Annotated in this window: 18 protein-coding genes and 1 tRNA gene; 3 read left to right on the top strand and 16 right to left on the bottom strand. The window is 67.7% G+C overall.

Features of this window, described 5'->3' with window-relative positions; genetic code table 11:
- Nucleotides 1-2 precede the first annotated feature (2 nt).
- The 9 genes from epsE to KF892_23190 all read right to left on the bottom strand — a co-directional run bounded on the left by epsE (nt 3) and on the right by KF892_23190 (nt 6940).
- Nucleotides 3-833 carry a polysaccharide export protein EpsE gene (gene epsE, locus KF892_23230; GenBank protein ID MBX3627941.1) on the bottom strand — a complete coding sequence of 277 codons (831 nt, stop codon included), beginning with the start codon at nt 831-833 and terminating at the stop codon, nt 3-5.
- A 109-nt stretch (nt 834-942) separates the two neighbouring features.
- Nucleotides 943-1833, bottom strand: coding sequence for an EpsD family peptidyl-prolyl cis-trans isomerase (locus KF892_23225; protein MBX3627940.1), 891 nt, complete (start codon nt 1831-1833; stop codon nt 943-945).
- A gap of 239 nt (nt 1834-2072) precedes the next feature.
- Nucleotides 2073-2255: a hypothetical protein gene (locus KF892_23220; protein ID MBX3627939.1), complete on the bottom strand. Its 183-nt coding sequence runs from the start codon at nt 2253-2255 to the stop codon at nt 2073-2075.
- Between the two features lie 12 nt (nt 2256-2267).
- The gene (locus tag KF892_23215; protein ID MBX3627938.1) at nt 2268-2702 is read right to left on the bottom strand and encodes a response regulator; all 435 of its coding nucleotides are present in this window, start codon (nt 2700-2702) and stop codon (nt 2268-2270) included.
- A gap of 154 nt (nt 2703-2856) precedes the next feature.
- Nucleotides 2857-3297, bottom strand: a complete 441-nt coding sequence (locus KF892_23210) for a BON domain-containing protein (protein ID MBX3627937.1) — start codon at nt 3295-3297, stop codon at nt 2857-2859.
- Between the two features lie 156 nt (nt 3298-3453).
- Entirely contained in the window at nt 3454-4032 is a 579-nt protein-coding gene (locus KF892_23205; GenBank protein MBX3627936.1) for a DUF3501 family protein, read from the bottom strand.
- A gap of 14 nt (nt 4033-4046) precedes the next feature.
- The gene (locus KF892_23200; GenBank protein MBX3627935.1) at nt 4047-5396 is read right to left on the bottom strand and encodes a Fe-S oxidoreductase; all 1350 of its coding nucleotides are present in this window, start codon (nt 5394-5396) and stop codon (nt 4047-4049) included.
- 87 nt (nt 5397-5483) lie between these two features.
- A complete protein-coding gene (locus KF892_23195; protein ID MBX3627934.1) occupies nt 5484-5906 on the bottom strand; it encodes a rubrerythrin family protein in 423 nt (140 codons plus the stop codon).
- A gap of 140 nt (nt 5907-6046) precedes the next feature.
- Nucleotides 6047-6940, bottom strand: a complete 894-nt coding sequence (locus tag KF892_23190; GenBank protein MBX3627933.1) for an alpha/beta hydrolase — start codon at nt 6938-6940, stop codon at nt 6047-6049.
- An 89-nt stretch (nt 6941-7029) separates the two neighbouring features.
- Between KF892_23190 and KF892_23185 the strand changes: the two genes are divergently transcribed.
- Nucleotides 7030-7105 (top strand) — tRNA-Ala (locus KF892_23185).
- Between the two features lie 44 nt (nt 7106-7149).
- Here KF892_23185 and KF892_23180 read toward each other — a convergent pair.
- From KF892_23180 to KF892_23155, 6 genes are all read right to left on the bottom strand, one after another.
- The gene (locus KF892_23180) at nt 7150-8013 is read right to left on the bottom strand and encodes a UbiA family prenyltransferase (protein ID MBX3627932.1); all 864 of its coding nucleotides are present in this window, start codon (nt 8011-8013) and stop codon (nt 7150-7152) included.
- A gap of 59 nt (nt 8014-8072) precedes the next feature.
- The gene (locus KF892_23175; protein MBX3627931.1) at nt 8073-10754 is read right to left on the bottom strand and encodes a hypothetical protein; all 2682 of its coding nucleotides are present in this window, start codon (nt 10752-10754) and stop codon (nt 8073-8075) included.
- A complete protein-coding gene (locus KF892_23170) occupies nt 10751-11713 on the bottom strand; it encodes an NAD(P)-dependent oxidoreductase (protein MBX3627930.1) in 963 nt (320 codons plus the stop codon). Before KF892_23170 ends, KF892_23175 begins: the two co-directional genes overlap by 4 nt.
- Nucleotides 11713-12363 carry an isoprenylcysteine carboxylmethyltransferase family protein gene (locus KF892_23165; protein ID MBX3627929.1) on the bottom strand — a complete coding sequence of 217 codons (651 nt, stop codon included), beginning with the start codon at nt 12361-12363 and terminating at the stop codon, nt 11713-11715. Before KF892_23165 ends, KF892_23170 begins: the two co-directional genes overlap by 1 nt.
- 22 nt (nt 12364-12385) lie before the next feature.
- Nucleotides 12386-13402, bottom strand: coding sequence for a hypothetical protein (locus KF892_23160; protein MBX3627928.1), 1017 nt, complete (start codon nt 13400-13402; stop codon nt 12386-12388).
- A 273-nt stretch (nt 13403-13675) separates the two neighbouring features.
- Nucleotides 13676-14809 carry an LLM class flavin-dependent oxidoreductase gene (locus KF892_23155; GenBank protein ID MBX3627927.1) on the bottom strand — a complete coding sequence of 378 codons (1134 nt, stop codon included), beginning with the start codon at nt 14807-14809 and terminating at the stop codon, nt 13676-13678.
- A gap of 141 nt (nt 14810-14950) precedes the next feature.
- Here KF892_23155 and KF892_23150 point away from each other — a divergent pair, with 141 nt between their 5' ends.
- On the top strand, nt 14951-15844 hold the full coding sequence (locus KF892_23150; GenBank protein MBX3627926.1) for a diiron oxygenase: 894 nt from the start codon (nt 14951-14953) through the stop codon (nt 15842-15844).
- Nucleotides 15841-16065, top strand: coding sequence for a hypothetical protein (locus KF892_23145; protein ID MBX3627925.1), 225 nt, complete (start codon nt 15841-15843; stop codon nt 16063-16065). The genes KF892_23150 and KF892_23145 overlap by 4 nt, the downstream gene beginning before the upstream one ends.
- A 36-nt stretch (nt 16066-16101) precedes the next feature.
- Here the strand turns inward: KF892_23145 and KF892_23140 are convergent, their stop codons facing one another.
- Nucleotides 16102-17577 carry a carboxylesterase/lipase family protein gene (locus KF892_23140; GenBank protein ID MBX3627924.1) on the bottom strand — a complete coding sequence of 492 codons (1476 nt, stop codon included), beginning with the start codon at nt 17575-17577 and terminating at the stop codon, nt 16102-16104.
- Between the last annotated feature and the right edge of the window lie 2 nt (nt 17578-17579).

Below are 17579 nucleotides of genomic sequence, written 5' to 3'. Positions count from 1 at the left end.
CCTCAGAACAGGCTTTCGCGCACGTAGATCACGTCGCCGGGCTTGAGCGTGTCGGTCATGCGCAGCTCGACGATCTCGACCTGACCCTTGGCATTGCGGCGGTGCACCTTCATGCCACGCTCGGTGCCGCGCTGGGTGAGGCCGCCGCCACTGGCCAGGGCCTGCATCAGCGTCATGTCCTGCGTGAGGGCGATCGGGCCGGGGCGCTGCACCTCGCCGTAGATGTAGACGGTGGGCAGCTTGTCGATGTAGAGCGTGTCGCCATTGAGGACGATCGGGTCTTCGGCCGAGGCGCTGCCGCCGAAGAGCTGCGACACGTCGACGCGCTGGCGGAAGGGCTTGCCCTCGCGGATGCCGCTCAGCGTGACGATGTCGCTGCCGCCCGCGGCCACGCCGCCTGCGAGCGCGAGCAGCTCCGACAACCGCATGCCCTTCACCTCGATCGGGTAGCGCCCGGGCCGCCCGGCCATGCCCAGCACCGAGGCCTGGTTGCCCCGCACTTGCGTGACGAGCACCGACACCTGCGGCTGCTTGATGAAGTTGCCCTTCTTCAGCCCATCGGCGATGGCCGCCTCGACCTCGCCGACCGAGCGCCCGCCCACCACCACCTGGCCGAGTAGCGGGTACGAGATGACACCGCTCTCGTTGACGCGGGTCTCCAGCGAGAGGTCGGCGTTCTGGTAGACGTTGATGCGCAGCACGTCGCCGGCGCCGACCACGTAGTCGCGACTGCGGTCGGGGCCGCTTGGCGCGCGGTTCGCCGGCTCGGGCGGCGGCGTGGGCACCGGCGCGCGCGCCTGCGCCGCGGGGGCGGCGGCGGAGTCGGCGGGCATCGGGGTGTTGACGCATGCCGCCAAGGACAGCGACACGCACACCGCCATCAGGAGGCGCGGCGGGAGGAAGTGAGAGAGAGCAAGGTCGGCTGGCATGTTGGTCTGGCCTTCACTTGGTGGGGAGGTGGGTCTTGGTCAACGAGTGCGAACGCTCTTCGAGCGCGACGGCATCGTTGGCCGACGAAGCGGCAACAGGCGCTGCAGGCGCCGAAGCCGGTTGGGCGAAGCGGCCCCGGTACTCGATGCGCGCGTTGGCGCGCAGGGCCTTGATCTGCTGCTCGAGCGCGGTGCGGCGGCGCTCGGCGATGAGGAAGTTCTCGATCGCGCCGCGTGCCTCTTCGAGATTGAGCGGTGCGGGCCGCGTCTCGATCACGGTGTAGATGTGCGCATCGCGCGGGCCGCCCACCAGCAGCGACTGGCCTTCGTTGAGCGCCGCCATGGCATCGACCGCATGCAGTGGCAGCGCCTCGGCGCCGAGGGTGGTGCGGCGCGAGCCGAAGCGCACGCCGGCCTGGCGCAGCACGAGGCTCACGTCGGCCGTGCCGCGGGTGGTGGGCATCTGCGCCTCGATGGGCTTTTGCTGCTCGGGCGTGGCCTCGATGGCGGTGTCGACGAGCGTGTAGAGGCGGCGCCGCGCAAAAAGCGCAGGCTTGCTGTCGTAGTACTGCTTCACCTCTTGCGGGGTGGGCGGCGAGACGCTCTGCGCCAGGCGCTCGGCATAGGCACGCGCCAGCAGCTCGCGGCGCGCAGCTTCGAGCGACTGCACCACCATCGGGTCGCGGTCGAGTTTCTGCTCGAGGGCCGCCTGCACGGCGACTTCCTGGTCGACCAGCGCTTCGAGCGTCTGGCGACCTGCGGCGTCGACCTGATCGGGGGCGACGCCGCCCTGGCGCTGCAGGAAGTAGTTGACCTGGTGGACCGAGATCTCTTCGCGGTTCACCTTGGCGGCGATCTGCGTGTTGGCCTCACGAGACTTCCCGCCGCAGGCAGACAAGGCCACGGCAGCCGCGGCGAGGAGCAGCAGCCTGCCCGTGCATCGCCGACGCAACGTGATTCCAAAACGCGTGATTCCCAAGCGGCACCCTCTGTTGGTTGGTGGATGCGAGCCTTGGGCAAACGCGGTGCCACCGGGTTTACGCGAAAGTCGAGGGTTTCGCGCATGCAGCCGGCGTGTTTGGGCACGCTGCTTGCCCAGAAATACCGGATGCTTTCGGGCTTACCCGTAAGAGTTGCAGCGCATCAATGCCAGTGCGGGGCGTTGCCGAGCAAGGGGAAGTGCCCGGGCAGCGGCGGCTCCGTGATCTCGGGTGGCGCCTCTTCCAGCAGAGGCTGCATGGGCGGCATCGGCAACGAGGGCATGGGCGGCACGGGTTGCGGCGTGTTCGCGCCGCCGGCGTGGTGGGAGAAGCTGCAGAGGTTCATCTCGGTACGTCCTCATTCATGGTGGAGCACAGCGGGCGTGCGCTGCAGGTGGGCGAAGAAGGGGCCGTTGGCGGCGAACTGGTCGAGCCGGTCGAGCACGAAAGCGAGATCAAGCGGCTTGGGCCACACCTCGCAGAAGCTCGTGCCTTCGATGCGAAACGCGGGCTCTGCGGTGACGGCCACCGCGGGGATGTCGGCGTAGCCGTCGCGGTGGCGCAGCTCTTCGAGGAGATCGCTGCCGTGGCAGTCGGGCAGGCGCAGGTCCACGAGCAGCAGGCCGGGGCGCAGCTCGTCGGCCAGGCGGCGCGCCTCGCGGCCGTCTTGCGCCACCACGAGCTTGAGATGCGGGCAGCGCTTGAAGAGCGCCTGCATCAGGTGCACGTTGGTCGGGTGGTCCTCAATGTAGAGAACGTCTTGCGGGCCTGCCAGGTGGAGTTCGCGTTGCATGCGGGTCTCGATGTGAGCGGTTGATCGCTCCTCTTGGCGAACGGCGTGCCTGCAGGCGATGCAACGACAGCGAGCGCGTTCCCAAATGAAACAGCCGCCGCATCACGCACTGGCGTGAGCGGCGGCTGGCAGGGTGTGACCGCGCTGCGGACGCTTAGCCCTGCTGACCCACGGTGAGCTGGTTGTCGACCGAGAGCACGCCGTCCACACGCTGGGCGATGGTGGTGGCGCGGTCGCGGGCCGCGTCGTTGGGCGCCGTGCCGCGCAGCACCACGTGGCCGGCGGCGGTGTCGACGTTGATCTTGATCGCGCTCAGGTCGTTGTCGCGCGCCAGCTCGGCGTTGACCTTGGTGGTGATGGCCGCGTCCTTCATCTTGTCGCCGGCCTGGTTGGCTGCGGTGGCGATGTCGGACTTGGCTTCGGCGGTCTCGCGGCGGATGTCGGACTTGGCTTCGTCGGCACGCTGCTCGGCGCTCGCGACGGCGCCGTCCAGGCGTTCGCCGGCGGTGCGCTCGTCGGCGTTGCGGTCGCAGGCCGACAGCGCGAACACGGCGGCCAGCGCAGCGACGGTGGTGGTGGTCTTGAATGCGTTCATGAGGCTTCCTTTCGATTTGTGGAGAGCGGGGCTGACCCCCGTGAACGCAACTCTAGGAACAGCACCGCCCGGCCGACATCGGCCCGAGCCGCCGCCGGGTGTAGGAAATGTCTGTTCGCGGCGCAGGGATGCGCCGCCACGCTTGTGGGAAGCGTGTCAGCGCAAGTCGCCCGCCAGACTCGCCAGCGTCTCGGGCGCGATCTGCACGTGCGCGGGGTAGTTCGTGTGGTCGCAGCCGAGCTTCACCTGCGCACCCGCGCGCACTGCCTCCTTCGCGGCCTGCGGGAATTGGAAGCGCACGAAGTGCACCGCCGAGGTCTTCTCGTCGTTCTCGCGGTCGAGGTCTTCGTCGGCGATGGCGTAGATGCGCGCGTGGCCTTCGACCTCGACGAACATGCGGTCTTCCACACCAATGAGGCGGGCCAGCTCGCGCTTTCGCTCGTGCACGTCGGGGTATTCGATGAGCATGGTCGCCTTCCAGTTGCTGCCGTCGGGCACGAGGGGCAGGTAGGCGTCGATCTCGCCCTGGATGCCCTCTTCCATGAAGATCTTCTCGATGTGCAGCATCTCCTGGATCTGCCGGCGGATGGTGGTCTCGTCTTCGAACTGCAGCGAGATGTGCTCGCCCAGGCGCACGGTGCGGCGCTTGCGGTGGGCGATGATCTCGGGCGCGCTCGACTTGCGGATCTTGGCGTAGGCCTCGAGCGTGAGCAGGCTGTCTCTCGTGATGGTCATGTCGAGATCTTTCTTCAAAGACCGTAGGCGATGCGCACGAGGCTCAGCGGGTGCGCCAGCCTCGCTTCGGGCGAGCCCTGCTGCTGCATGCCTTGCGCGATGTGGTGGCCGGCGAGCTGGCAGTCGGAGCTGATGTAGTCGGGCTCATCCTTCGCCATGCTCTTGAAGACGGGCTTGCCGATCTTCATCGCGACCGGATGCGTGGGCGTCTTCACGCCGTAGGTGCCGGCGTGGCCGGAGCAGCGCTCGACCGTGTTGAGCTGCACGGTGACGGCCGCGCCGATGAGCTTGAACATCTCTTCAGTCTTGCGGCCGATCTTCTGCACACGTCCGTGGCAGGGGATGTGGTAACTCACCTTGCCGAGTGGCTGCTTGAAGTCGGTCTTCAAGAGCCCGTCCTTGTGCCGCGCCATGAAGTACTCGAAGGGGTCGTACATCGCCTCCTGCACCGCAGCCACGTCGGCATCTCCGGGGAACATCAGCGGCAGCTCCTGCTTGTACATCAGCGTGCAGCTCGGGATGGCGGAGAGGATGGCGTAGCCCTCCTTCGCATAACGCGCGAGCACGGGGATGTTGGCCTCCTTGTGCTTGGCCACCTCGTCGAGGTCGCCCAACTCGAGCTTGGGCATGCCGCAGCACGACTCCTTGCTCACGAGCTCATAGGGGATCTCGTTGTGCTCCAGCAGCTTCACGAGGTCATGCCCGATGCCGGGCTCGTTGTAGTTGACGTAGCAGGTGGCATAGACCGCCACCTTGCCCGGCGTGCGTTCGCCGTTCTTCACGTCTTTCGCGTCGCCTCGCTTCTTGGCGCTCCAGCGGAAGCGGCTCGTGGCGAGATCGGGCAGCCACGCATCGGGGTGCACGCCGAGCGCCGAGTCGAGCACCTTGCGCATCGGCTTCGTCTTGTTGAGCGCATTGGCCACCTGCACGACGATGGGAATGCCGGCGAACTGGCCGTGCACGTCGGTCGAGGCGAGCAGCTTCTCGCCGGTCTTCACCTCGCCCTTCTTGAACTTGATGGCCTTGGCCCGCAGCATCGTGTGCGGGAAGTCGAGCTGCCACGGGTGCGGCGGCACGTAGGGGCACTTGGTCATGTAGCAGAGGTCGCACAGGTAGCACTGGTCGACCACCTTCCAGTAGTCGGCCTTGGCCACGCCTTCCACCTCACCGGACTCGGTGGCGTCGACCAGGTCGAAGAGGTTGGGGAAGGATTGGCACAGGCTCACGCAGCGCCTGCAGCCGTGGCAGATGTCGAAGATGCGCTCCATTTCCTGGATGCACTTCGCTTCGTCATAGAACTCCGGGTTTTGCCAGTCGATCGGGTGCCGGGTGGGTGCCTCGAGGTTGCCTTCCCGTGTGCTCATGCGCGCTCCTGTCTTGTGCTTCTTCTCCTGCAAGAACAAGCCGGCCCCGCAAGCGGGGCCGGAACTGCTGGCTCTTGGGCGCGGTGGTCAGTCGACCAGCGCGTCGAGGGCCTTCTGGTAGCGGTTGGCGTGCGAGCGCTCGGCCTTGGCCAGCGTCTCGAACCAATCGGCGATCTCGTCGAAGCCTTCGTCGCGCGCCGTCTTGGCCATGCCCGGGTACATGTCGGTGTACTCGTGCGTCTCGCCGGCCACGGCGGCCTTCAGGTTGTTGCGGCTGGAGCCGATGGGCAGGCCCGTCGCCGGGTCGCCCACGGCTTCGAGGAACTCGAGGTGGCCATGCGCATGGCCAGTCTCGCCTTCGGCGGTGGAGCGGAACAGTGCTGCCACGTCGTTCTGGCCTTCGATGTCGGCCTTGTTCGCGAAATACAGGTATCGGCGGTTGGCCTGCGACTCTCCTGCGAAGGCGTCTTTCAGGTGCTGCTCGGTCTTGGACCCTTTCAAGCTGGCCATCGTTGCTCTCCTAATGAATGGTGAACAGTTGGCATGACGGCACCAACGCAGGCAACCGTACCGCAGCGGGTTTCGCGCCGCCAATACAAAGATTCAATTCGACGCGATAGCAGCGCCCTATTTTTCAGGCGTCTCTCTTTTCAGACGTCCCTCTCAGGGTTAACGCGAGGCAGCCCCATCAGCTCCAGCGCCATGCGGTGCGACCGGCCCTCCGGGTCGGCCAGGTCGTGCAGCACGGTGAAGTGATTGGTGCCCGGCACGGGCTCGTAGCGCGGCACGACCTGCGTGCCCCAGGCCATCTGCAAGAGCTGGCTCTGGCGCAGGAACTCCTCGCTCTCGTCGCCGCCCACGGTGGCGTAGAAGCGCGCCTCGCGCGGCGCCCGAAACCGCGCCGGGCTCAGCCGGTCGACCGCCTCGGGCGTGAGCCGCAGGTCGGGCTTCAGGAAGGGCGTCTGCTGGATGGGCTTCAAGTCGTAGACGCCCGAGATGCCGAGCGCCCGGCTCACCAGTTGCATGGGCAGGCGCTTGTCGACCTCCGTCCACTCGCAGCACAGCATCATCGCGGCGAGGTGCCCGCCCGCCGAGTGGCCCGAGACGACGATGCGCCCGGGGCTGCCGCCATAGAGCGCCGCGTTGCGGTAGATCCAGGCGATGGCCTTCGTCATCTGCAGGGCGATGGTCTCGATGCGGACCGGCGCGTCGTCCGTGCCCGGGCAAAGCGAATAGTTGGGCATCACCACCATCGCCCCGGCCGCGACGAGGCTCGCCGCGAGGAAGGAGTGGTCGGACTTGTCGAGGCTGCGCCACCACCCGCCGTGGATGAACACGAACACCGGCGAGCGCGGCTCGGCGGCGGGGAAGATGTCGAGCGTCTCGTCGGGCCCGGTGCCGTAGGGCACGTCGGTCACGCAGGTCATGCCCTCGCGCACCCGTGCCGACGCGGTGCGCCAGCGATCGAAGATCTGCTGGTACCCCGGCACCCGGGCCCGGTTGTTGTATTGGACGTCGAGCCAGTCGGGGTCGAATGTGGTCATGGCGCGTTTCTAACCCCTTCTGCGCCCAACACCAAGCCCCACGCAATGCCCGCCCGACGCCTTCTTTTGATAGACTCCGGCTCGTTTGTGGGGGGGTAGCTCAGCTGGGAGAGCGTCGCGTTCGCAATGCGAAGGTCGGGAGTTCGATCCTCCTCCTCTCCACCACCAAACACCCATCAAAACCGGCCTCAGTGCCGGTTTTCTCTTTTTCATCCTGGAAACGCCGCCAGCACGTTGACCAGGAAGAACAGCACCATCGCCGCGCCGAACCAGGGCTTGAGGGCCCGTGGCTGCGCCCGCGAGCGGTTGCGCCAGAACTGGCGCAACCCGGCCACCGAAGGCAATAGCGCCAGCCACGGCAGCAGCGCCGCCGCGCCGGCTCCCTGGCGCAGGTGCACGCCACTGGCCAGCGTGCAGGCCGCGAGCCCCGTCAGCATGCAGACCGTCACCGCGCCCCGCACGCCCAGCGCCTGCACGTAGCCGTTGTCACCGGCCTGCGCATGCTGCGGCCACTTGAGCTTGCGGCCGAACTCCATGTGCAGGAACACCGCCATGTGCAGCGCCAGCACCGGCCAGGCCTGCGCCAGCGCAGGGGCGGCGAGGTAGGCCCAGGCGTAGAGGTTGAGCACCGCGCTCACCGGGAAGGTGATGCACAGGTTGAGCAGGATGGATTCGCGGACGCGGCGTGAAGCCCGCTCCAGCATCAGCAGACCAAGGCCATAGGCCAGCTGCAAGGCGGCCAGCACCGCGAGCAGCGGCGACAGCCACAGGCTCAGCCCCAGCACCACGACCGCCACCCCGGTGGCGAGGCATGCCACCTCGGGCTCGGAGATGGCACCACGCACCAACGGCCGGTCGGGGTTGTGCAGCCGGTCGTAGGGCAGGTCCTTGATCTCGTCGATGGCGCGCAGGTAGAGCAGCACCAGGAAGAAGACCACGGCCACCCACGGCGCGCTGGCCGGCAGCGGTGTGTCGGCCAGACCGCTGAGCATCAGCAGGAGGGAAGTCGACCACCCACCCGCCACCAGGGCGTAGACCAGCGGCGGGTGGGTTTCGATGGCGAACACAATCATTCGCCTGGCTCGGCTGCTGAGGGCCACGAGAGGCTGGAAGACCATGTGCTGCCCCCGGCTCAATGCAGCAACTGCACCGCGCCGCTGCCACCGTCGATCTCCATCGCCGCGCCATCGGGGATGCGGCTGCACGCATCGTCGACCCCCACCACGGTGGGGATGCCGAACTTGCGCCCGGTGATCGCGGTGTGCGAGAGCATGCTGCCGCGCTCGACCACGATGCCTTTCGAGGCCAGCATGAGGAAGAGCCAGCCGGGGTCGGTCTCGCGGGCGACGAGGATGGTGTCGGGCGGCAGCTCGTCGACGCTGTGCGGGTCGCGCACCACCCGCGCCTTGCCACGCGCCACGCCCATGCTGGAGCCGAGGCCGCTCAGCTGGCGGTCGGCTTGCGCGGGGTCGAAGGGAGCACGGGTGAGCGGGTTGTTGCGCAACGCGCCGTCGGTGACCAGCGTCTCGGGCACTTCGTTCGCAGCGTAGGCCGCGAGTTGCTCGCGTCGGCGCACCACCGTGGCGTGGAAGGACTCGTCGACACCCGTGCCATCGGTGAAGCCGAGGATCTCGTCGACCGTCAGACAGTAGACCTCGTCGCGCTTCGTGATCGCACCGCGAGCGATGAGGTGCTGCGCCTGCGCATGGAAGATGTCGCGGCAGATGCCGAAGAGTTCGCTGCGGCAGTAGCGCGAGTTCTCGCGGTGGGCGATGACCTCGCGCAGCAGCTGGAGCATCCAGCGCAGCAACGGGCGGCGCAGCGAGATGCGGCCGAGCTTTGCGCTCAACGCCGCCTCGGCCTCGGCACGCTTGCCGAGCTCGGCCTGGCGGCAGGCCTCGGCGTCAAGCTCCGAACGCACGAAGCGGCGGATGCCCTTCAGCAGCACGCTCGGGTCTTCGCGCAGGCTGGCGTTTTCCATCTTCAGCTCTTCCATCGAGCGGTCGCCATAGCGCGCGATGTGGGTGTCGATGAGGGCCATCAGCGCGGGCTCCAGCGTGCGCTCGCGCAGGCGCTGCACGAGCGTGGCGTCATCGCTGCCGAGAAAGGCGTCGGCCACCGCCGGCCGCGCGCGGATGTGCTCGGCGATGCGCAGCACCGAGAGGAAGACCTCCACGCTCTCGACCTTGTCGTCGCCACACAAGAGGTTGCTGAGCAAGGCGGGGTCGTCGTCGAGCTTCCAGCGCTTGAAGAGCGCGTTGACGACCGCGTGCAGCGTGAAGATGTAGGCATCGTTGACGAGTGTCACGCCCCACTGCTGGCCAACGTCGCGCCACAGGCGGTGGAACTCCTCGGCGAGGGCCAGTGCGTCGGGCTTGGCGGCCAGCACGGCCCGCGACTGCAACGCACGCTGCTGCCACCACTGCTTGTAGGAGCGCATGCGTCGCGGCAGCATCACGAACTCGACGCAGAAGGTGCCCATCGCGCGCGCGACCTGCCAACGCTTCGCCCATCGACCTTGCTCGGCAGGCGCTTCGCCGGCGTGCATGAAGTACGAGGTCTTGAGCCCCACCATGTTTTCCCACGCACGCGCCAGCCACGGGAAGATGGGCACGAGCCCATGCAGCAAATAGAAGGCGTTGAGCGAATACTGGATGCGGCCGTTGACGTAGCCGATCATCCGGTCGAGCCGGTGGTGGTGATCGGCGAGCAGCCGGTCGCTCGCGCCGGCACGGCGGTAGATGTCGCGGAAGATCACGCGGTAGAAGAGACGCGCCAGGCTGTAGGTGAGGGGGCTCGACACGCCGGGGTAGCTCTCGGTCACGTTGAGCCCGGTCCACACGCGCTTGGTGGTGAAGTCGATCGACACCGGCCGCGCCTGCAGGATGTGGATCTGGCCGTCGGCGTCGATGGTGCCTTCGATGTCTTGCGGCCAGTCGAAGGCTTTCTCGATGCGCTGGCCGAGGCGGCGCAGTTCAAGAATCTCGTCGTCGGACAGGCAGGCCGCCTTGGCACAGGCCTCATGGACCGTCTGCTCGCACAGCCCCTGGCCGCGAACCTCGTCGAAGACCAGCGCCTTGGTCTTATCGGCGATCACCCGCTCGATCGCCTCGGTCTTGGCGTTGACGAAATAGTGGTCGACCGGCACCGCCTCCTGCACCACACCTTCGCCGATGCCGTGGCCGGCCACGAGCAGCGTGTCACGCGCGGCGGTGTTGGGGTTGCAGGTGAACATCACGAACGAGCGCTCGCCGAACACCATGCGCTGCACGCCGACGGCCACGCTCACGTCGAGTGCATCCATGCCCTGCGAGAGGCGGTAGGTGAGCGCCTTCTCCGACCAGGCCGAGGCCCAGCAGTCGCGCACACGGTCGATCACGGCGGCCCGCGGCACGTAGAGGTGGGTTTCGCTGATGCCGGCGAAGGGGTTGGCGACCGAGTCTTCGCTGTGCTCGGCACGGCTCGCCACCATGCAGGCGCGCACCGAGACCCACTGCGCATCGGGCAAGCGGCGGTCGAACTGGCGCTCGATGTCGTCGCACAAGGCGGCCGGCAGCACGAGATCGCGCACCACGGCCTGCATGGCGTGTGCCGTGCGCGTGATGCTGGCGCGGTCGTCGAGCCGCACCTGTGCGAGAAGGGCCTGCAGCTGCGCACGCTTGGGGCGCACCAGCTCGGCAAAAAGACTGGCTCTGAGCACGAAGAAATCGGGCACCGGCAACCCGAGCTTGCGCAGCGTGGCCTGGTGGGCGAACTTGGCGCCGACCGCCGTGAGGGGCATGCGGCCGTAGTCGGTGAGGATGGGGGAAGTCATGCGAAGGTCTCCTGTGGAGAAGGGATCGCCCACGGCATGGCACGCCGCAGCGCAACGAGCGGGTCGAGTGCCAGCCAGGGAGCAGGAAGTTGGGCGTGCAGGCGCCTCACGTCGAGGTGGTGGTCAAGGCCCATCAACCGCAATCGATGCACCGGCAGCCCGGGCAGCCAGGCCAGTGCGCCGAGCAGCACGGGGTGGACGGGGATGCGCCAGCGGGGTGGTGGCACGCCCAGACGTTCAGCCAAGGCACCCTGGATCTCATGCAAGGCCAACGGTCTCGAATAGCCCACGTTGAAGGCCTCGAAGCCCGGCAGGCTTTGCATCGCTGCCTCGGCCCGCGCGAGCAGGACGCGCGCGAAGTCGTCGACGTCGATCACCGAGAAGCGCTGCTGCCCTCGCCCCACCGTGAGGCCGCGCCGCACCAGGCGCGCGAGGCCGGGCAGCACGTGACGGTCACCCTGCCCCAGCACGAAGCGGGGGCGGAACACCTCGACACGGCAGCGTCCTTGCGCAGCCAGTTGCCCCAAGCGCGCTTCACACGCGGCACGTGATTGCGCGAGCGGCGTGCCGGGGCGCAGCGGCGCGTCTTCGTTCACTCCACGCTGTGCGCCCTCGCCATAGACCGAGCACGAGCTGGCGAAGAGCACGGCGCGTGTCTGCGGCGTGATGGCCCGGCACAGTGCCTCGATGCCGCGCAGGTTGATGCCGAACCCTGTGCCGTCGTGGTCGATCTGCTTGCTGGCGCAATGGATCACCACATGCGACGCATCGGGCCACAGCCCGGCCGGCAGGTCGGTGAGGCTGCCCGGGTGCAGCGTCACCGCCGCCGAGGCGGGTGCCGGCACCGAGCGATGCACCAGCACCTGCGTGCCATGCGCCCTGCCCTCCAGTTGCCGCAGCAACGCACTGCCGACGAAGCCGCTCGCACCCAGCAGCACCAGCTGCAGGGGCGCGCCCATCACCACACCCCAGGCGCGAGCCGGGCGCGTGCCGCGGCGAACTCCGAATAACCGGGCAGGCTCAACAAGTGAGCCTCTTCGACGCGGATGCGCCGCACGAGTGCCGGCAGCAAGGCCAGGCCCAGTGCAAGCAGCACGTACACATTGAAGAACAGCACGGCGATGCCGACATGAGCAAGCAGCATCCCGGTATAGGCCGGATGCCGCAGCACGCGATAAGGCCCGTGCGACACGATGCCCACGCCCTCGGGTGTGCGCACCCGGTGCGAGTAGGCGCGCCCGAGCGTGACGATGGCCCAGCCGCGCAAGCCGATGCCCGCCGCAAACACCGCGAGGCCGATCGGCAGCCACGGCCCGGGGCCTGACCACAGCGCATCGGGCAGGAACGCGGCCAGCATGGTGAGGAACCGCGCGCTGGCGTAGGCTTCGCAGGTGTAGCGGTCGGTACGGGTGTCTTGGCTCTCGGCGGCGGTGGTGATGCGCCACTCCGACAGGACCCACAGCACGTAGGCCACGGCGATGCCCGGCGTGAGCCACTGGAAGACACCCTCGCGCGTGAAGGCCGCGTGGCCTGCCGCGAAGAGCATGGCTGCGATGCCAACGAGCGCGATCGCCTGGGCGAACGGAGAACGGGAAGAGGTGGTGCTCATGGTGTGTACTTGGTGATGGGTTTCAGGCGGCGATGAAATCGCCCGTGGCGAACACACGGCCCAGCTGGCGCGCTTCGACGTGCAGCGTCAGCGGTTCGCCATCGGTGCGATGCGGGTCGAGCGAGGCGACGAGCTGCACCGGCGCGTCGAGCTCGGCGAAGTTCTTGAACCCCACCTCGATGCGCCGCAGGGCTGCCGGCCCGGTGCTGCGCGAGCTGAACTTGCCGACGATGTCGAGTGCCATCGCACGCATGCCTTCGAGCACCAGCATGCCGGGCACGTGGTCGTTGTCGTGGTCGAAGAAGAAGAGGTTGCGCTGGTCGACGTGCAGCGTGGCCACGAAGCGGCTCGCGTTGCTGCTGACCCAGAGGCCGGGCGCCAGCACACCGCGGCGCAGCTGCGCATCGAGGCTCACCCAGAAGCCCGGGCCGAGCGGCGTTGTTTCCGTCGCTTCGCTCATGCGCCGCACGTTGCGGCTGCGGCTGAGTTCGCGCAGGCGCTGGTAGCGGTCTCTCGGCAGGATGCTCCAGTTGCTGGATTGCATGCACACGCAGTCGGTGCCTGACCAGATCTGCCCGTTGGCCCGCGCGCTGCTCAGCTCGCCTTCGGCGTTGTGCACCTGCTGGTCGATGAGGGCCTGGCCCCAGAGCTTGTCGTTGGCCAGCCAGTCGTGGGTGTGCAACGGCGGCAAGGCTTCGAACACCATGGTGTCGAGCACGAAGGTCTGCTGCGGCGCGACGCCCAGGTATTCATGCGAGAGCGCGATGCCGATCTGCCGGCCGATCTCGATGATGGACAGCGTGACGTCACCCGCATGCACCCGCATGTCGTTGATGTAGGCATTCGATTGGGGCACGAACGCACCGAAGATGAATTCGCTGCTCGGCCCTGCGGGGCTGAGCGACGTGACGTAGACGTTCTCGAGCCGGCGCTTGTGCGCGAGGTTGCGCGGAATGGTGTTCTGGTGGTTCACCTGGGGGGCGATCTCCCAGGTGGGCGCAACGGCCGGTGCGGGCCGTTCTACTGCTGCGGCGTTCATCTGTTCTCCCTGCTACAGAGCGATCGAGTGCAACGCACGCCACCGGCCCAGTGGGCCTGCTGGCATGCACGTTTGCTCCTCCTCCGCCTGCGTCGGGGTCGTCAGCTCGCGCCCGGTTGGGCCGCTAGTGGTTCGAATCGAGCCGACAAGTCCATACAAAGCAAACAGCGGGCCAATCTGCACGATCGTGCAAATTAACCCGCTGGTTGGGGGGACACCGATTCAGCGCACGTGAGCCGTGAGCCTCTTCACCATGCCCTTGCTTTGGGACCCTCAGCTGCCCATCAGCATTTCTTCTTCGCTCATCGGCACCTGCGCCAGATCGCGCAGCTCGGCAAGCGCGGGCAGTGCGGCGAGCACCTCGTCGGGGTCGACGCCGAAGTCGATCAGGCAGGCCACCTCGTCGACTTCGATGGCCTTGAGCTTGTCGGTCATGCCCAGGCAGTCGTCGAGCGTGCCCAGCAGCGAACTCGTGGCGTAGTAGCGCTCGAAGGAGAACTCGAGTGCGTCGTTGAGGTCGTCTTGCGTGGTGGGTGCCGGGCTGGCCGCGCACTGCTTCTGGAAGAAGGGCACAGCGGCCGTGTACTGGCCCACGAGGTTGGCGGAGCTGGCCAGGTAGCGCAGCATCGGCGCCTTGACCTTGCGGCGCACCTCGGCCTCGCTCTCGCCGACGAAGGTGTGCAGCATCAAGGTCACGGTACCCTCCCCCGTGTGACCCGCTTCGCGCCAGGCTTCGCGGTAGGCAGCGATCTTCTCGGCCAGTGCTTCGAGCGACTGGCCGAGCAGGTGCGTGAGCACGTTGAGCCCCATCGCACCGGCGCGGCGGAAGGTCTGCGGGTTGCCGGCCGCGGTGATCCAGATCGGCAGATGCGATTGCACCGGGCGCGGCATGGTGCGCAGCTGCACCCGGTCGCCCAGCGCGTTGACGGCCTCGAAGGGCTCGCCGGCCCACAGGCGGCGCAGCTCGTCGACACGCTCGAAGACGATCTCGCTGCGCCGCTCGTAGTTTCCGGGCGCCGCGAGGATGAAATCGTTGGGGAACCAGCCCGAGGCGAGCCCGAGGTCGACCCGGCCACCGGAGAGGAAGTCGACCATCGCCCACTCTTCGGCCACACGCGCCGGGTGATGCAGCGGCACGACGACGCTGCCGGAGCGGATGCGCACGTTCTTCGTTGCTGCGGCGAGCGCCGCGGCCATCACCGAGGGGTTGGGTGACAGGCCGCCAAAAGCATGGAAGTGGCGCTCGGGCGCCCACACGGCGGAGAAGCCGTTGTCGTCGGCAAAGCGTGCGCTCTCGAAGAGCAGCCGGCGGTGAGCGTTGGCCTGCGGCCCGCCTTCGTCACTGCCGAAGTAGTAGAGGCTGAAGGCCAGCGGCCGGTCTTGGTTGGCGTGGAGGTCGATCTGCATGCCGGCATTCGATGGCGGCCGGCGTGCGCGCGGTTTGATCCAGGTTAAACCGGCGTGCCTGCACCCCCTGGCTGCAGGAGGCGCCGGAGCAGGTTGATCAACATCAAACTTTGGCGAGAGGGGCGCGACGACGATGTCGCCATGGAAACCGCCACGCCCGACACCGCTTCGCCGGAAACCGCCTCGCAACTTGCCGTGCGCCTGTCCAAGGCCTCGTGCAGGAAGTTCTACGACGTCTACAACGCCTTCGACTGGCCCGAGCGGCTGCAGGAAGGCGCGTGGTGCATGCCGCCGGAGTTGATCTCGCTCTACGGCACGCCGATCTGGGACACGCTCGACGACGCCACCCGCCACAAGCTGAGCCTGCACGAGGTGGCCAACATGTTCAGCCTCGTGCTGCAAGGCGAGCGCATCCTCGTGCAAGGCCTCGCGCATCGGCTCTACAGCACCAGCAACAACCGCGAGATCACCGAGTACCTGCATCACTTCCTCGATGAAGAGAACAAGCACATGGTGATGTTCGGCGAGTTCTGCCACCGCTACATCGGCAAGGTGTACCCGGAGAAGAAGCTGCCCATCCCGAAGGAGATGGACCGCGGCCAGGAAGAGGTGGTCTTCTTCAGCATGGCGATGGTCGTGGAAGAGCTGGGCGATTTCTACAACGTGCTCATCGGCCGCGACGAACGCTGCGACCCGCTGGTGCGCGAGATCAACAGGGTGCACCACATCGACGAAGCACGGCACCTCGCGTTCGGACGCCTCTACCTCGCGGAGCTCTTCGAGCGCTACAGCCCGGGTTGGTCGCCGGAGAAGCTGGCCTCGTTCCAGGAATGGCTGGCCGCGTTCCTCAAGGCCTGCTGGGCCGACTACTACAACCCGAGCGTGTACCGCGACGCGGGCATCGCCGATGCCTACGAAGTGCGGCAGGCGGCGCTCGCCCACCCGGCCACCGTTGCGCACCGCCAACGCGGGGCCGAGAAGATCGTCAGCTACTTCCTCAAGACGGGTTTGCTGGCCGAGCAGCCCGCGTGGTGAGCAAGCGCCCGCCCGCCCCTGTGCAGGGGATGGCCGATCGGCCGGGCTCGGGCACCATGCAGGCCATGGACACCCCGAAGCAACCCGCCGCGCCCCAGCCCGACCCCAACCTGCAGGCGCGGGTCGCAAAATGGCTGGAGCTGAAGCAGGAGATGGAAGCGCTGCACGCGCAGCTGGAATATGCGCGCTTGATGCTCAAGCTGGGCGCGGTCAAACGCTGATCCTGCGCTGACCCTCTGCTGAATTGCCGCAGCGCCTCAGGCGCTGCCGAGCGTCACCATGCCGGGCCCGCTGTCTTGCGCGGCCCACACCTCGCGATGTGGCCCCTCCGGGTCATCCACCATTCGATCGCGCCGGCCGAACACCAGCGTGGCGCGGCGCGAAGTGTCGAAGGGCCTCCAGCCGTCGTCGGGCCGGCCTTCGCGCACGAAACGGATCCAGTGGCTGCGCAAGCGCGTGGCCAGCGCGCGGCGGCTGCCCCAGAGCGGCCCGCCGCGCAGCATCAGCGGCAGCGGGCCTTTCATGTCCCACAGGTAGAAGAGCTCGATGGCGTGCAGCGCGCCCAGCAGCGGGTGCCCGCGGTCGAACCGGTAGAACCACGTCGGGTGCCGCACCGCATGGCGCTCGGCGAAATGCAGCGTCGGCATGGCAAAGCTCATGTGCGTGCCGAGACGGCGCCGGCCGTCTTTCGACTCGGGGTAGGCGGCCAGCACCTGCGCCGCAAACCCGTCGCCGAGCTGGCGCTGCAACACCGCCTGCATGCGTTCGCGTGACAGGAACACATCGGCCACGCCGCGCCACAGCTCGAAGAAGCGGATCTCGTCGCGGTTGTAGCCGGCCAGCAGCGGGATCTCGGGCGTGGGCGCCCGGCGTGCGTCTTCGAGCGACGCAGGGAGCAGCGCGCCGTCGTACCAGGGCGCCGCGGGGATGGTCTGCGGCACCTGCTGATGCACGGCCTCTTGCGCGGCCTGCAAGGCTTGCACCGGCAAGGCCTGCAGTTCCTCCAGCGTCTTCACGCCGAGGTGGTCGAGGTAGAGCTGGGCCACCTGGCGGCTGGTTTCGCGGTCGTGGATCAGGCTCAGCGCACCGCTTTGCATGATGGCGCGGTGGAAGAGCGGGCGCGCCTCCTGCGCATGCATCAGCAGCGAGACCGACATCGAGCCGGCCGATTCACCGGCGATGGTGACTTGCGCCGGGTCACCGCCAAACGCAGCGATGTGGTCGCGCACCCATTTCAGCGCGAGCATCTGGTCGCGCAGGCCGAGGTTGCTCTCGATGCGATCGTCACCCAGCGCTTCGCCGAAATTCACGAAGCCGAAGACACCGAGCCGGTAGTTGATCGCGACGACGACGATGTCGCCCTGCGCCGCGAGGTGCGCGCCGGTGTAGGCGCGTGCGCTACCGAGCAGGAACGCACCGCCGTGGATCCACACCATCACCGGGCGCTTCCTGCCATCGGCCGCGGGGCTCCAGATGTTGAGCGTGAGGCAGTCTTCGTCGAGCGCGGGCCCGAGCGACTTCATGCTGCCCATCACCTTCTGCGGGCAGGCCGCGCCGAAGCTGGTGGCGTCGCGCACGCCTTGCCACGGCTGCACCGGAGCAGCCGCCTTGAAGCGCCGCGCACCCACCGGCGGCTGCGCATACGGCACGCCGAGCCAGGCGCTCACGCCACCGTCGTGCAGGCCTTGCAGCTCACCGAGCGTAGTGCGAGCGAGGGTCGAAGGGCTGGACATGG

Source organism: Rhizobacter sp. (genome assembly GCA_019635355.1).
In the GTDB taxonomy this organism is placed as follows: domain Bacteria; phylum Pseudomonadota; class Gammaproteobacteria; order Burkholderiales; family Burkholderiaceae_C; genus Rhizobacter.
The sequence above is the reverse complement of the archived record's forward strand: the minus strand, read 5'-3'. Positions and strand labels throughout refer to the sequence as shown.